Consider the following 13,595-nt stretch of genomic DNA (forward strand, 5'->3'; position numbering starts at 1 on the left):
CTCGTCGAAAGGAGACAGGCCGTGACCCTGAGGATCGCTGTCTGTGTGAAGTACGTGCCCGACGCGACCGGCGACCGTGGTTTCGCCGACGACCTGACCGTGGACCGCGACGAGGTCGACGGTCTGCTGTCGGAGCTCGACGAGTACGCGGTCGAGCAGGCGCTGCGGATCTCCGAGGAGGCGGACGACGCCGAGGTGACCGTCTTCACCGTCGGCCCGGACGACGCCAAGGACGCCCTGCGCAAGGCGCTGTCGATGGGCGCCGACAAGGCCGTCCACGTCAACGACGAGGCCATCCACGGCTCCGACGTCATCGCCACCTCCGCCGTCCTCGCCAAGGCCCTGGAGAAGACCGGCTTCGACCTGGTCGTCTGCGGCATGGCCTCGACCGACGGCACCATGGGCGTGCTCCCCGCGCTGCTCGCCGAGCGGCTGAGCCTGCCGCAGGCCACCCTCCTCTCCGAGGTCTCGGTGGAGGACGGACTTGTGAAGGGCCGCCGTGACGGCGACGCCGCCACCGAGGTCCTGGAGGCCCCGCTGCCGGCGGTCGTCTCGGTCACCGACCAGTCCGGCGAGGCCCGTTACCCCTCCTTCAAGGGGATCATGGCCGCGAAGAAGAAGCCGGTCGAGGAGCTGGAGCTCGACGACCTGGACATCGACGAGGACGAGGTCGGCCTGGCCGGCTCCTGGACCCTGGTCGAGTCGGCCGCCGCCCGCCCGGCCCGCACCCAGGGCACGATCGTCACGAACGAGGACGGTGACGGCGGCAAGCAGCTGGCCGCCTTCCTCGCCGCCCAGAAGTTCATCTGACCGCCCGTCACCACCCCTCAGGAGCAAGGAATCATGGCTGAGATCCTGGTTCTCGTGGACCACGCCGACGGTGCGGTCCGCAAGCCGGCCCTCGAACTGCTCACGCTGGCCCGCCGGCTCGGCGAGCCGTCCGCGGTCGTGCTCGGCGCGGGCGAGGCCGCCGCCTCCGTCGCCGCCACCGCCGCCGAGTACGGCGCGGCCACCGTCTACGTGGCGGACGGCGCCGAGTTCGGCGAGCAGCTCGTCGTGCCGAAGGTCGACGCGCTCACCCAGATCGCGAAGGAGAAGGGGGTGGCCGCCGTCCTGGTGACCTCCTCCGGCGAGGGCAAGGAGGTCGCGGCCCGGGTCGCGCTCCGCCTCGGCTCCGGTCTCATCACCGACGCCGTCGAGCTGGAGGCCGGTGACGAGGGCCCGGTCGCCACGCAGTCGGTCTTCGCCGCCTCGTACACGGTGAAGTCCCGCGTCTCGCACGGCGTTCCGGTCATCACCGTCAAGCCGAACTCCGCCGCCCCGGAGGCCGCCCCGGCCGCCGGCACGGTCGAGAACGTCGCCGTCGCCTTCACCGGCAACGCGGCGAAGGTCGTCTCCCGCACCGCGCGCGTCTCCACCGGCCGCCCGGAGCTCACCGAGTCCGCGATCGTGGTCTCCGGCGGGCGTGGTGTCGGCGCCGCCGAGGGCTTCGAGGTCGTCGAGAAGCTGGCCGACTCGCTCGGCGCGGCCGTCGGCGCCTCCCGCGCCGCGGTGGACGCCGGCTGGTACCCGCACTCCAACCAGGTGGGCCAGACCGGCAAGCAGGTCTCCCCGCAGCTGTACGTCGCGGCGGGCATCTCCGGCGCGATCCAGCACCGGGCGGGCATGCAGACGTCGAAGACGATCGTCGCGGTCAACAAGGACCCGGAGGCCCCGATCTTCGACCTGGTCGACTACGGCGTGGTCGGCGACCTCTTCGAGGTGCTGCCGCAGCTGACCGAGGAGATCGGCGCGCGCTGACGCCGTCGGACACGACGAGGGGGGGGTGGCACTCTGTGCCACCCCCCTTTCGCGTTCCCGGCCCCCGCGCGGCCTCAGATCCAGCCGTCCAGCGGGACCTCCTCGCAGAGCCGGACGACCGGCCGGCGCCCGGTGTCCGCGGCGCTCGCGAGCTTGACCCGGACGCCCGGGCGCACGGCGTGCGGCGGCCCGTCCACCCGGCAGCGGACCACGAAGCCCTCGGCCATGTGGACCGGCCAGAGGTCGGCCTCGGCCGCGGTGTGGGCGCGGCGCACGGTGATGACGCCCTCGCCCTCGCTGAGTTGGGGTGCCAGTTCGGTCGACCCACAGGTCGGACAGAGCAGGCGCTGGAAGGTGGTGGTGTGGCACCAGGCGCAGCGCTGGAAGTAGAGATCGGTGCCGGCGGCCGATTCCTCGGTCCGGACGGCGCCGGGGGTCCTCAGTCCCGTGTGGAACACGATGCCTTCTCCTCGCACTCGGCGGCTCGACCGTGCATGGAGCCCAAGATATGGCACTCAGTGCCAGCAAAGAAAGACCTGAGTTCCCTCAATCCGAGATACTGAGATCCCTCTCGGTCCTCTCGGACCTCTCAGTGCTCGCCGAGGCTCGACTCCACCTCGCGCACCACCCGCCACATGGGGGTGGACCGCTTGGTGATGACGACGACCACGTCCTCGGCCCCCTCGGCGGGCGCGTCGCCGCCGGCGCCCCCGGCCGCGTCCGGGCTCCAGGTGGCCCGGACGAACTCCAGGGCCCGGTCGACCTCGTCCAGCGGATCGCCCTCTCCGCCGGAGCGCAGCCAGTGCCGCAGGGCGTGGTTGTGGGCGGCGACGACGGCCGCGGCGGCCACGTTGGCGCGCAGGGTGCCGTCCCTGCGGTCGGCCCAGCGGGTGCGCAGGTAGTCGCCGAGGGTCTTCTCGTACCGCCAGACGACGGAGAGCTCGTACGTGCGCAGCCCCGCCACCTCGCGGGTGAGGCGGTAGCGCTGGACGGAGAAGGCGGGGTTCTCGGCGTACATCCGCATGACCAGCCGGGCGGCGTCGCAGACCCGGACCACGGGGTCGTCGGTGTCGGCGCTCGCGGCGAGGAAGCGGGTCATGTCGTCGAGGCACTGCTCGTGGTCGGGGAAGACCACGTCCTCCTTCGACGGGAAGTAGCGGAAGAAGGAGCGCCGTCCGACGCCGGCGAGCGTGACGATGTCGTCGACGGTGGTCTGCTCGTAGCCCCGCTCCAGGAAGAGCTGGAAGGCCGCGGCGATGAGGGAGTCCCGCATCGCGGGCTTCGAGGAGTTCGGGTGGGGGGTCGCCGCTGCTGCCATGCCCCGAACCTAACATCCACAGCGTTCCCACGCGGCACTCGGTGCCGGATTTCTCCGGCACCGAGTGCTGTCATGCGGCACCGAGGCTCAGCGGGCGGCCATCCGCAGCGCGCCGTCCATCCGGATCGTCTCGCCGTTGAGGTAGTCGTGCTCGGCGACCATGGTGATCAGGCGGGCGTACTCCTCCGGCCGGGCGAGGCGCTGCGGGAAGGTGACGCTCGCGGCGAGCCCGGCCCGGATCTCCTCGCTGAAGCCGGCCATCATCGGGGTGTCGACGATGCCGGGGGCGACGGTGACGACCCGGATGCCGTACTGGGCGAGGTCCCGGGCGGCGGTGATGGTCATGCCCGCGACCCCGGCCTTGGAGGCGGCGTACGCGATCTGCCCGACCTGGCCCTCGAAGGCGGCGATGGAGGCGGTGTTGACGACGAGACCGCGCTGCCCGTGCTCGTCGGGCTCGTGCCGGGCGATCGCCTCGGCGGCGAGCCGCATCACGTTGAACGTACCGATCAGGTTGACGTCGACGACGGTACGGAACAGGTCGAGGTCGTGCGGACCCTTGCGCCCCAGGACGCGGGCGGACGGCGCGATCCCGGCGCAGTTCACCGCGAGCCGCAGCTCGGCCCCGTCGGCGTCGATCTCCGCGAGCGCGGCGCGGACCTGCTCCTCGTCGGTGACGTCGGCCGCGATCAGCCGCACGCCCTCGGGCAGCTCCCCTGCGGCGGCGACGGCCTTGTCCAGGTCGATCCCGTAGACCGTGGCGCCCCGCGCGGCGAGCGCGGCGGCGGTGGCGGCACCGAGCCCGGAGGCGGCACCGGTGACGAGAGCGGCGGAGCCGGCGATGTCCATGGAACTCCTCGTTCGTGTCGTGCGGGTGACCCTGCCGGCGGGTTGGCCGCCGGACGGGGGGCGCGTCCCCGCGGGGGACCGCGCGGTCTGCGCGATCTATGCCGCTCACCATAGAACCGTTCCTAGAGACTGAGTGGGAGTGGGTCCTGTTGCCAGGACCCGTGCTCAGCCGGACGCCCCGAACGGTGTTGGGTGTCCTGGTCGACCGCTTTCCTGCCGTGTCCGGCACGCACGGATCGTGTCCGTGGCCCGGGGACACGGGGGCGGTGTCCCTCACGCCCCCGGGTGCCGGGCCGGGCCTGGGCGGTCCGATGCCCGCGACGATCACTCTGGTCGTCGCGGGGCGGTGCCGTCCTCCCCCAGCCTTCGGCCGGGAGGTGCCCCCAGCCTGATCCGGTGCCCGAGGGCGCGCCTGCCGATCGCCACCGCAGCGGCGGCGTGCCGGGAAGTCTTGCGGTTCTTCGTGGTGAGGGGCTTCTGCCAGTGTTCCGCGCCCCACCTGCTGGTGTAGGCGGGGTCGACGGCGATCACGCCGACACCGGCCTCCGCGCACATGCCGGCCAGCCGGGCACGGAGTTTGGCGGTGGGGATGCCGGAGACGAGCTGCCGGAACTTCTTCCTGCGGCCGTGTTTCTCGCGGGTGGTGGAGGCGGTGAAGTCGAGGTCTTCGATCGCGATGGCCTTGACGCCGGTCGTCCGTGTCCAGTGCAGCAGGCGGGTGAGGGCGTGGCGGAGCTGGGCGTCACGGTGACTGGCAGTGCCGGTCAGGTCGTAGTCGAAGCGGCGTGACTGCCCGACCGGGTTGCCGTGGGGGTCGAGGTGCCAGGCGGCGAGGTGGTCGGCGTTCATGTCCACGCCGACCACTCCGCCCGCCCGCAGGGCGGCGAGCGGGATCACGGGGAGGTTCTTCCGGGTCCAGGAGGCGTCCAGGTACCAGCGGCCGCGCTCCACGTCGAGGTGGATGCGGTAGGCCACGGCCCGGTTGCTGGTGACCCGGTCGCGCCACTCCTCGCCCCGGTGCGGGAAGGTCGCCTTCGCGGCCAGCACGTACCGGCCGTGCTTCGCGTTGGCCAGACCGGCCAGCGGCGCAGGGAGCTTGATACTGACCTCGCCGTCCGGAGTGACGCGGATCGTCTCGTTCCCGAACCGCTTGCCGGACTCGCCGTCGGCGGTCAGGAACCAGCGGGCCGCTTCCCACTCCGCCCGCCACTCTTCGGGCGTCCTGCCGGCGGCGGCCAGGTGGTGGCGCTGGTGGAGCAGCCGCCTACCGCCCCGCACCACGGTCACCCGACCGTTCTCCCGCTCGGCCCGCACCTTCTCGTGGCGGTCTTCGAGGACCGCCAGACGGCGGGACTTGGCAAACCACTCACGGCGGGACCGGTAGCCGCCGGGCTTCCCCTTGCCGCCCTTCTGGCCCACCGGCAGCGACAGCCGGTGTCGGACCGTGCGGATCCCGGCATCCGGAGACTGCAGATGCGCGTGCTGGACACGCCGGGACAGCCCCCACTGGTCATGCGTGCTCGCCGTGACCGACCCGGCCCACCGCGACGACGAGACAGCGGTCAGCTCCCGCTTACGGACCGCCCACGTCTCCGTGGAGTGCTCCAGGCCGTCACGCACACGGCGGGCCAGATCCTGGGAGGCCAGGCGCCCCATGTGGGTGCCGACGGCGCGCAGGACTTCCTCGTCCCGGGCGGTCAGGCCCCTGAGCCGGTCACGGATGCTGACACCGGTGGGACCGTAGGCGACGAACGGACGCGCGATCTCCCGCAACTGCCTCTTCTCCGCCACGCCCCGTCACCCCCGCCCAGCCCGCAGAACACCGATGCCACGAACCTAACCGACACCACCGCCAACCAACCCATAGACGAACGAAAGGGACACACTTATGCACACCCCTGCGTACTTCAGGACGAATAGTTCCGCACCTCGGCCGGGTCCGCCCGCGCCGGTGGCCACCGAGCTCGCGAAGCAGCCCCGGAAAACGCCGAACCCCGGTCCGCCTGAAACGGGGGAACACAGGCGAACCGGGGTGGCTACTCACAGCATACGCCCCAACTGGTTCAACACGAAATCACCATGGATCCGTCACGTCCTGCGTGATCTCGCGCCCGGGGCGCGGCCGCTACGCCGCGGCCGGTTTCCCTCCTCGGGTTCGTCTGGGCCTCCGTCCGCTTCGACTCGAAGATGTCCATCAGGTACTCCTTCGTTCGTGGGGCCAAGGAGCGGCGTACCGCTTGGCGGCGTGGCCCGCGATCAGCTCCTCAATGCGCAGGACGCACGGCTCGCACGTGTAGAAGGGGGCGTGCCCGTGGTGGTCGCTGTGCGCGGGCCCGAGCCAGAGGACGGGCACGTCGTCCTCCTCGCACCGCCAGCACAGACCGATCGTCCACGGGCGGCCGGCGGTCACCGGGCCATACCCCAGACAAGGAGGACGGCGAGGCCGACCAGCGACGCAAGGTAAACCGCCCGCCGTGCGCTGTCGCTCACGCGCCCTCCAGAGGGGCCAGCTCCGCCCATACGCGCTTCCCCCAGTGCCGGCGCTCACAGCCCCAGTTCCGCGAGACCGCGGCGACAAGGTCGAGGCCGCGACCGCCTTCGTCAGAAGGACGGGCCTGCCTCAGGACCGGCCGACGCCGGTCGAGATCAGTCACGGCGATCTCGACCCGGTCGTTCTCGATGAGCGTGACGGCCACCCGAATCGAGGCGCCGCACGTACGGGCGTGCACGACCGAGTTGGTGGCCAGCTCGGAGACGACCAGCGCGGCCCGGTCGGCGAGCTCCGACAACTCCCAGTGGTCGAGGAGGGCGACGACCAGGCGCCGCGCGACGGCGACCGAAGCCGGGTCGCACGGCAGCACGCGGGACTGGGACCGCTCGGTGGAGAAATAGAACTCCAGCCGCCCTCGGGTAGGGGCGTCAAGCATCTTCACCAGCCTCCTCCGCCGCGGCCTCCAAGCGCCGGGCGCTCCCCCATTGCACGAGCCGCCGGACGATGCCCGGGTCGCACAGTGCGGCCGGGCCGTCCATGGGCACGACCCAGTAGGCGGCGCACCGCGGATCGGGCTCGGTGATCGTGGTCGCGGGGACACCGAGGTAGCAGTCGGCGCCCAGACACTCCGTGTCGGGAACGTCCCACCGGCGCGCGGTGCTGAGCGGGGTGAGCACGTAGAACGCCCGGCTGTTGCCGTCGAAAAAGCAGGGGCCGCCGTCGAGAGCGGTGCTCAGGTAGTCGGCCACCTCGCCACGGTCGGTGGTGCCGGCTGCGGCGAGGACGACGTCCGCCGGGATCCGCACAGCGGTGAAGGTCGTCCAGCAGCGCAGGAGCGCCACGCCGTACTCCGCCCACTCTTTCCGGGCCTCGCGGGCGTCGCGCGCTGCGAGGACCAGCCAGGTCTCGGCGCCGGCCTCGCGGCTGCGACGCGAATGGACGAGAACTCCAGGCCCCATCTCCAGCGGTCCAAGCACAAAGGCCGAATCAACTGGTCTGCTCTGGCAGCCAAGTTGGGTACTGTCGGGCACAGCGACTCCTCACCAGTCGTCACGCCCCGGGGGCAGGTGGAACTGCGGCCCGGGGCCTTGTCGACAGGGTGAGATTCACGGGAAAGCACCGCGTCCACACGTCGGGTATCCCCATGGTGGGTATGCCCTTAGATCACCGGGGGCGCAAGCTCAGCCAGGCAGGAAGAGACCGATGATCCACCAGCCGCCAACGGCGCTACCGCCGGACCTCCTCGCCGACGACGACGTCCAGCGCGCGCTGGGCGCCCACGACTTCGGCGAGGTGTTCCACTTGGCGCGCGAGAAGGCTGGCATCAGCTATTCGAAGATCGCCGCTGAGTGCGACATCAAGCCGGAGCGCGTCGGGCAACTCGCGCGCGGCAGCGGCCGCATCACGACCTTCGAGAAGGTGGTGCAGATCGCGGACGCCCTACGTGTCCCAGGTCACATGGTCGGCCTCGCTCCCCGACCGTGGGAGGCGGAGGTCGCTCCTGCGCCGAGCACGACAGGACCCTCCTTGCACCGCCGCACCGTCCTCCAGGTCGCCACCGCCGGCGGCCTGGCCGCCGCCCTCCCCGCGCTCCACCAGCCCGACCCGCCGTCCAGCCGGATCACAGACACGTACGTCGACCGCCTTCACGAGCGCACCGCCCGACTCCGCCGTCTGGACGACATCCTCGGTGGCGCCGACACCTTCAAGGTGTACCTCGGCGAGATGCAGCGGACGAAGGCACTCCTGCGTACCGGCTCCTTCTCGGACAGTTCCCGGCAGCGACTGACGTCGCTCCTCGCGGAGCAGGCCCAGCAAGCCGGCTGGGCGGCCTTCGACGGCGGGCGCGGCCGGGATGCTGCCCACCTCTACCAGGAGAGTCAGACCTACGCGCGGGAGGCGCAGGCCAGCGACCTCTACTCGAACAGCTTGGCCTTCCTGGCGTACGGGCGCTCGCGAAGGACCGGCGCGCCGCCGTTGCCTTCGCCGAGGAGTCGTGCGCCACGATCACCGACCGCACGCCGGCCACCGTTCGCGCCCTGCTGCACGAGAGGCTCGCCTGGGCGTGCGCCGTGGACCAGCAGCCCGCCGGCACCGACAGGGCGCTCCAGGCAGCGCGCAAGGCACTGGACGAGGCACCGGAAGGGGAGCCCCAACCGCACTGGTCCGCATGGGTCGATCACCAAGAGCTGGACATCATGGCTGGCCGCTGCTGGGCTGAACTCAAGCGTCCACTCCGCTCCGTCCCGGTGCTGTCCCGCGCGCTCGACGCCTTCCCTGACGAGCACGCACGGGACAAGAGCCTCTACCTGTCCTGGCTCGCCGAGGCGTACATCACCGCCGGCGAGGTCGAACAGGCCGCCGCGATCACCCGCCGCGCCCTGGAGTTGTCAACAGACGTGGCGTCAATCCGGCCGCGGCAGCGAATCGACGTCGTGCTCGCCCACCTACGCCCGTACAGCGACGTGGCCGAGGTCCGGGAGGTTCTGGGGCTCGCCGGCCCTTAGCTCTCGGAGCCGTTCACGGAGTCACGGATCCACTCCTTGCACCGCTCGGCCCCGGCCACGATCGGAACAGCGCACACCTCGGGGTTGTCCCAAGGGTGTGCCTCCAGGAGATACGCCTCCAGCTCGGGATACCGGTCAGTCGTCGTCTTGAGGAGGATCTGCCACTCCTCGCCGGTTCCGTACTCCCCCAAGTGCCAGAACACCGACCGCACCTTGGCGATCTGCGCCCCGGCAGCGAGACGCTTCTGAACGGCACCGCCTGCGAGGGCGACGGCCTGGTCTTCGGTCTCCGTCGCGGTCGACACCTGCACGTAGTCAGTCATGCCGGGAGCCTAACCACCGCTCTCGGGCTCCCACTAGATCACCTCTCGTGCAACGCCCCCGCACCGGCGCACGATTGGGCCGTGCACGCTCCCCACGGTGGTTATCCCCTGCACGGTCTTTTTGCCGACGAGGGGTCGGTATGTACTGCCGGCATGACCGCACTCACCGAGCGCACTGCGCCGGCACCCGATGGCATCAACCCGTCCCGGGCCCGCGACGTCGTCCGGGCCCTCTACAGCCGCCCCCCGCTCACGGCCGCCGACCTCAGCGCCCCCTTGCTGTCCATGCCCGACGGCGCGTTGACCACCTCGCTGCCCGGCGCCGTCCAGTTCGCCGACGTCCCCGCCACGGTGGCCCGCTGGGCCGCCCTCGGCATCCGCGGCGTCAAGGTCTTCGCCTTCGGGCACAACCGCGACGAACACGCCACCGGCGCCACCGCCCCCGACAACCGCATGATCCGCACCATCCAGGCCGTGAAGAAGGAGGCGCCGACCACGGCCGTCACGACCGAGGTGTGCGGCTGCTCGTGGACCGACCACGGCCAGTGCGTGCTGCGCACCGACGCCGGCGACATCGACCTGGAGGCCACCTACCGCCTCATGGGCACGATGGCCGTCATGCACGCGGAGGCCGGCGCGGACTGCGTCTCCCCCACCGCGATGCTGGACGGCTCGATCCGCGCCGTCCGCCAGGCCCTCGACGACGCCGGGCACCGTGACGTGGGCGTCAACCCCAACCTGGCCATCCACACCAGCCTCTACGGCCCGTTCAAGACCCTCATGCAGACCGACCCCCGGTCGGGGCACCGCCGCGGCCTCCAGCTCGAACCGGGCCGCGCGCAGCAGGACACCCTCCTCCAGGCCCGCCGCTGGATCGCCGAGGGCGCCGACTCCCTCACCCTCCAGCCCGTCATGACGACCGGTGACGTCCTCGTCCGGCTCCGCGACGACCAGAAGGTCCCGCTCGTCGCCTACTCGACCTCCGGGGAGTGGTCCGCGCTCAAGGCCCTCGGCACGGCCGGGATGGTCGAGTACTTGGCGATGCTCGTCCGGGCCGGCGCGGACCAGGTCCTCACCTTCGCCGCCGAGACCGTCGCCGAGCACCTGGAGGCCCACCGTGCGTGACATGCCCCGCCAGCGCCCGCCGCAGCTCGACGCGATCCTTGAGGACGCCGCCCACGCCGGCTTCGCCATGTCCTGCGAGGACCGCACCGGCAGCCTCCTGGCCACCCTCGCCGCCTCCAAGCCGGACGGCCGCTTCCTGGAGCTCGGCACCGGCGTCGGCGCCGGGGCCGCATGGCTGGCCTCCGGGATGACCCCCGGCGCCCACCTCGTCACGGTGGAGGCCAACGCGGCCGTGCAGGCCATCGCCCGCCACCACCTGGCCGACGATGCCCGGATCGAGTTCGTCCACGCGGACGCGGACGACTGGCTCACCCAGGCGGTCGAGCTGTCCGACTTCGCGTACGTCGATTGCAGGCCCGGCAAGTACCTCCGGCTGCCGGATCTCCTCGCCCTGCTCAAGCCCGGCGCCCTGTACGTCGTGGACGACATGCTGCCCCAGGACACGTGGCCGGACGACCATCGACCCCGGGTCGACGGCTTCCTCGAACGACTGCCCGATGTCCCCAACTGGCTCGCCACGCCCATGCGGTGGTCCTCCGGGCTGGTGGTCGCCGCGCGGATCTGAGGGTCTATCGTGCCCCCATGCGCAGTGATCTGATTCGCATCGTCTCCCGTGATTCGCCCATGGCCCTCGCCCAGGTGGAGCGCGTCCGCGCCGAGCTGGCCGCGCTCCACCCCGGCATCACCACCACCGTCCTGCCGGTGAAGACCACGGGCGACAAGTGGATGGGCGACCTCTCCCAGGTCGAGGGCAAGGGCGCCTTCACCAAGGAAGTCGACCAGGCGCTCCTGGCCGGCGACGCCGATCTCGCGGTGCACTGCGTCAAGGACGTCCCCGCCGACCGGCCCCTCCCGGCCGGCACCACCTTCGCGGCGTTCCTGAAGCGGGACGACATCCGCGACGCGCTGATCCACCCCGGCGGCCTTACCCTGGACGAGCTGCCGGAGGGAACCCGAATCGGGACCTCGTCCGTACGCCGGATCGCGCAGCTCGCAGCCTCCCACCCGCACCTGGAGTGCGTCCCGATGCGCGGCAACGCCAACCGCCGCCTGGAGAAGCTGGCAGACGGGGAGGCCGACGCGCTGCTCCTGGCCGTCGCCGGCCTGGAGCGGATCGGCCATCAGGATGTCATCACCGACATCCTGCCGACCGACGTGATGATGCCGCCGATCGGCGCCGGCGTCCTCGCCCTCCAGTGCCGAGAGGGCGACACGGAGCTGATCGACACGATCAGCGGCCTCGGTGACCGCGACGCCTATCGGGAGACCCAGGCCGAGCGAATGCTCCTCCACGTCCTCCAGGGCCACTGCAACTCCCCGATCGCCGGGTACGCGCGCGTCGAACGAGGTGGGGAACTGTCCCTACGGGCCTGCGTGTTCTCTCCTGACGGAAAGACGGTACTCAACGCCCACGAGTGGGCGGGCAGGCTCGACCCGGCCGCCCTTGGGACCTCAGTGGCTGTCGCGCTCCTGCGCCAGGGTGCGCGCGAGGTGATCGACTCCATCCCACACTGACCGGCCAGAACGCGAAGGCGCCCCGCTCGGCCTGCCGAGGGGCGCCTTGGTCGTGCCGCCTACAGGGCGACGGGCGCCTTCTTCCTGAACGAGGACGGCCACCCGCGGATGGCCGTCGAGGAGCGGATGGGGCACGAGCTCCCCGGCGTCGAGGGGACGTACTCGCACACGACGCTCGCCATGGAGCTCAAGATCGCGGCGGCCTTGGAGCGCATGTTCTGGGAGTCCGTGAAACCGGTGATCGACTCCCGCGAGTTCGGCCCGCCCCCCCCCCGGGAGAAGAAGTTGAAAACTTAATCTCCTAAAATTCTCCCAAGCGACGTCCCAGGCGCCGCCCGAAGCGCCCGGCCGCAGAGCCTCAGGGATGAGCTCCGCTCCCATGAACCACCCTTGACCTGCTACTTCTCCGGCTTCGCCAGCCCCCGGCTGATGACGAGCCGCTGGATCTGGTTCGTCCCCTCGAAGATCTGCATGATCTTCGCCTCGCGCATGTAGCGCTCGACGGGGAAGTCGCGGGTGTAGCCGTAGCCGCCGAGGACCTGGACGGCGTCCGTGGTGACCTTCATGGCCGTGTCGGTGGCGATGAGCTTCGCCGCGCTGGCCTGGCGGCTGAAGGGGCGGCCGAGGTCGCGGCGGCGGGCGGCGTCCAGGTAGGTGGCGCGGGCGGCGTCGACGGCGGCGGCCATGTCGGCGAGGAGGAAGCCGAGGCCCTGGTGGTCGATGATCCGGCGGCCGAAGGTGGTGCGCTCGTTGGCGTAGTCGACGGCGGCGCTCAGGGCGGCCTGGGCGAGGCCGGTGGCGCAGGCGGCGATGCCGAGGCGGCCGTTGTCGAGGGCGCTGAAGGCGATCTGGAGGCCCTGGCCCTCCTTGCCGATGAGCCGGTCCTCCTCGATGAGGGCGCCGTCCCAGTGGGCGGAGGTGGTGGGGACCGCCTGGAGACCCATCTTGCGCTCGGGGGCGCCGAAGGAGAGGCCCTCGGTCTCGCCGGGGGCGAGGAAGCAGGAGACGCCGTGGCTGCCGGGGGCGGTGCGGGCGAAGAGGGCGTAGAAGCCGGCCTTGCCGCCGTGGGTGATCCACGCCTTGTTGCCGGTGATCCGGTAGCCGCTGCCGTCCTCCTGGCGCTCCGCCTTGCAGGCGAGGGCGGCGGCGTCCGAGCCGGCCTGCGGCTCGGAGAGGCTGTAGCCGCCGACGAGGCGGCCCTCCAGCATCGAGGGGAGCCAGCGCTCCTTCTGCTCCTGGGTGCCGAAGGCGTACAGCGGGTGGCAGGCGAGCGTGTGGACGCTGGTGGCGACCGCGACGGCGGCCCAGCGGGCGGCGAGCTCCTCCAGGACCTGGAGGTAGACCTCGTACGGCTGGCCTCCGCCGCCGTACTCCTCGGGGTAGGCGAGGCCGAGCAGGCCGGCCCGGCCGAGCGTGGCGAAGAGACCCTCGGGATAGGTCTCGGCGGCCTCGTGTGCGTCCACCCGGGGAGAGAGCTCGTTGTCGGCGATCTCGCGGGTGAGGGCGATGAGGTCCGCCGCCTCGGGGGTGGGAAGCAGGCGGTCGACATCCATGGCGACTCCATCGGCGCGCAAAGTGGTACTAGGACTGGTACTCCAGTACCGCTAAAAATAGCGCAGATGTCCGTGGACGTAACCCCGCCACGGCCGTGGCCCGGCATACTGTTC

At 71.4% G+C, this 13,595-nt stretch carries 15 protein-coding genes and 2 pseudogenes; 8 read left to right on the forward strand and 9 right to left on the reverse strand.

Annotated features, from left to right (window positions below; translation table 11 throughout):
• The first annotated feature begins 21 nt into the window (after positions 1–21).
• A complete protein-coding gene (locus tag QK442_RS21390) occupies positions 22–810 on the forward strand; it encodes an electron transfer flavoprotein subunit beta/FixA family protein (protein ID WP_282695728.1) in 789 nt (262 codons plus the stop codon).
• Positions 811–843: 33 nt separating this feature from the next.
• Positions 844–1,800 (forward strand): electron transfer flavoprotein subunit alpha/FixB family protein, encoded by a 957-nt coding sequence (locus QK442_RS21395; protein ID WP_282695616.1) that lies wholly within the window; start codon positions 844–846, stop codon positions 1,798–1,800.
• A gap of 74 nt (positions 1,801–1,874) precedes the next feature.
• Here QK442_RS21395 and QK442_RS21400 read toward each other — a convergent pair whose 3' ends face one another.
• The 7 genes and pseudogenes from QK442_RS21400 to QK442_RS21430 form a co-directional block, all read right to left on the reverse strand.
• The gene (locus QK442_RS21400) at positions 1,875–2,258 is read right to left on the reverse strand and encodes a hypothetical protein (RefSeq protein ID WP_282695617.1); all 384 of its coding nucleotides are present in this window, start codon (positions 2,256–2,258) and stop codon (positions 1,875–1,877) included.
• Positions 2,259–2,389: 131 nt separating this feature from the next.
• Complete coding sequence (locus tag QK442_RS21405; protein ID WP_282695618.1) at positions 2,390–3,118, reverse strand: TetR family transcriptional regulator; 729 nt, start codon at positions 3,116–3,118, stop codon at positions 2,390–2,392.
• Positions 3,119–3,205: 87 nt separating this feature from the next.
• Positions 3,206–3,967, reverse strand: a complete 762-nt coding sequence (locus tag QK442_RS21410) for an SDR family NAD(P)-dependent oxidoreductase (protein WP_282695619.1) — start codon at positions 3,965–3,967, stop codon at positions 3,206–3,208.
• Between the two features lie 122 nt (positions 3,968–4,089).
• Positions 4,090–5,758: pseudogene (locus tag QK442_RS21415) on the reverse strand (IS200/IS605 family accessory protein TnpB-related protein).
• 403 nt (positions 5,759–6,161) lie between these two features.
• A complete protein-coding gene (locus tag QK442_RS21420; protein WP_282695620.1) occupies positions 6,162–6,377 on the reverse strand; it encodes a hypothetical protein in 216 nt (71 codons plus the stop codon).
• A 76-nt stretch (positions 6,378–6,453) separates the two neighbouring features.
• Positions 6,454–6,894, reverse strand: a complete 441-nt coding sequence (locus QK442_RS21425) for an ATP-binding protein (RefSeq protein WP_282695621.1) — start codon at positions 6,892–6,894, stop codon at positions 6,454–6,456.
• On the reverse strand, positions 6,887–7,417 hold the full coding sequence (locus QK442_RS21430; RefSeq protein ID WP_282695622.1) for a hypothetical protein: 531 nt from the start codon (positions 7,415–7,417) through the stop codon (positions 6,887–6,889). The genes QK442_RS21425 and QK442_RS21430 overlap by 8 nt, the downstream gene beginning before the upstream one ends.
• Before the next feature lie 244 nt (positions 7,418–7,661).
• On the opposite strand from QK442_RS21430, the pseudogene QK442_RS21435 reads away from it, so the two are divergent.
• Together QK442_RS21435 and QK442_RS21440 are read left to right on the forward strand one after the other, a co-directional pair.
• Positions 7,662–7,850 (forward strand): annotated as a pseudogene (locus tag QK442_RS21435) (XRE family transcriptional regulator); the annotation flags it as partial.
• A 680-nt stretch (positions 7,851–8,530) separates the two neighbouring features.
• On the forward strand, positions 8,531–8,965 hold the full coding sequence (locus tag QK442_RS21440; RefSeq protein WP_282695731.1) for a hypothetical protein: 435 nt from the start codon (positions 8,531–8,533) through the stop codon (positions 8,963–8,965).
• On the opposite strand, the gene cutA is transcribed toward QK442_RS21440, so the two are convergent.
• Positions 8,962–9,288 (reverse strand): divalent-cation tolerance protein CutA, encoded by a 327-nt coding sequence (gene cutA / locus QK442_RS21445; protein ID WP_282695623.1) that lies wholly within the window; start codon positions 9,286–9,288, stop codon positions 8,962–8,964. The genes QK442_RS21440 and cutA overlap by 4 nt on opposite strands.
• 153 nt (positions 9,289–9,441) lie before the next feature.
• Here cutA and QK442_RS21450 point away from each other — a divergent pair, with 153 nt between their 5' ends.
• The 4 genes from QK442_RS21450 (at position 9,442) to QK442_RS21465 (ending at position 12,225) form a co-directional block, all read left to right on the forward strand.
• Positions 9,442–10,413, forward strand: a complete 972-nt coding sequence (locus QK442_RS21450) for a hypothetical protein (RefSeq protein ID WP_282695624.1) — start codon at positions 9,442–9,444, stop codon at positions 10,411–10,413.
• Between the two features lies 1 nt (position 10,414).
• A complete protein-coding gene (locus QK442_RS21455) occupies positions 10,415–10,978 on the forward strand; it encodes a class I SAM-dependent methyltransferase (RefSeq protein ID WP_282695625.1) in 564 nt (187 codons plus the stop codon).
• 17 nt (positions 10,979–10,995) lie between these two features.
• Positions 10,996–11,928: a hydroxymethylbilane synthase gene (gene hemC, locus QK442_RS21460; protein WP_282695626.1), complete on the forward strand. Its 933-nt coding sequence runs from the start codon at positions 10,996–10,998 to the stop codon at positions 11,926–11,928.
• A 108-nt stretch (positions 11,929–12,036) separates the two neighbouring features.
• Entirely contained in the window at positions 12,037–12,225 is a 189-nt protein-coding gene (locus tag QK442_RS21465; RefSeq protein ID WP_282695627.1) for a hypothetical protein, read from the forward strand.
• A 101-nt stretch (positions 12,226–12,326) separates the two neighbouring features.
• On the opposite strand, the gene QK442_RS21470 is transcribed toward QK442_RS21465, so the two are convergent.
• A complete protein-coding gene (locus QK442_RS21470) occupies positions 12,327–13,481 on the reverse strand; it encodes an acyl-CoA dehydrogenase family protein (RefSeq protein WP_282695628.1) in 1,155 nt (384 codons plus the stop codon).
• Positions 13,482–13,595 lie beyond the last annotated feature (114 nt).

The organism is Streptomyces sp. CC208A, assembly GCF_030010625.1.
In the GTDB taxonomy this organism is placed as follows: domain Bacteria; phylum Actinomycetota; class Actinomycetes; order Streptomycetales; family Streptomycetaceae; genus Streptomyces.

Coding starts and splice junctions, on each gene's coding strand:
- QK442_RS21395 (WP_282695616.1), top strand. CDS start 844: ATGGCTGAGATCCTGGTTCTCGTGGACCACGCCGACGGTGCGGTCCGC.
- QK442_RS21405 (WP_282695618.1), bottom strand. CDS start 3,118: ATGGCAGCAGCGGCGACCCCCCACCCGAACTCCTCGAAGCCCGCGATG.
- QK442_RS21410 (WP_282695619.1), bottom strand. CDS start 3,967: ATGGACATCGCCGGCTCCGCCGCTCTCGTCACCGGTGCCGCCTCCGGG.
- QK442_RS21425 (WP_282695621.1), bottom strand. CDS start 6,894: ATGCTTGACGCCCCTACCCGAGGGCGGCTGGAGTTCTATTTCTCCACC.
- QK442_RS21430 (WP_282695622.1), bottom strand. CDS start 7,417: ATGGGGCCTGGAGTTCTCGTCCATTCGCGTCGCAGCCGCGAGGCCGGC.
- cutA (WP_282695623.1), bottom strand. CDS start 9,288: ATGACTGACTACGTGCAGGTGTCGACCGCGACGGAGACCGAAGACCAG.
- QK442_RS21450 (WP_282695624.1), top strand. CDS start 9,442: ATGACCGCACTCACCGAGCGCACTGCGCCGGCACCCGATGGCATCAAC.
- QK442_RS21455 (WP_282695625.1), top strand. CDS start 10,415: ATGCCCCGCCAGCGCCCGCCGCAGCTCGACGCGATCCTTGAGGACGCC.
- hemC (WP_282695626.1), top strand. CDS start 10,996: ATGCGCAGTGATCTGATTCGCATCGTCTCCCGTGATTCGCCCATGGCC.
- QK442_RS21465 (WP_282695627.1), top strand. CDS start 12,037: ATGGCCGTCGAGGAGCGGATGGGGCACGAGCTCCCCGGCGTCGAGGGG.
- QK442_RS21470 (WP_282695628.1), bottom strand. CDS start 13,481: ATGGATGTCGACCGCCTGCTTCCCACCCCCGAGGCGGCGGACCTCATC.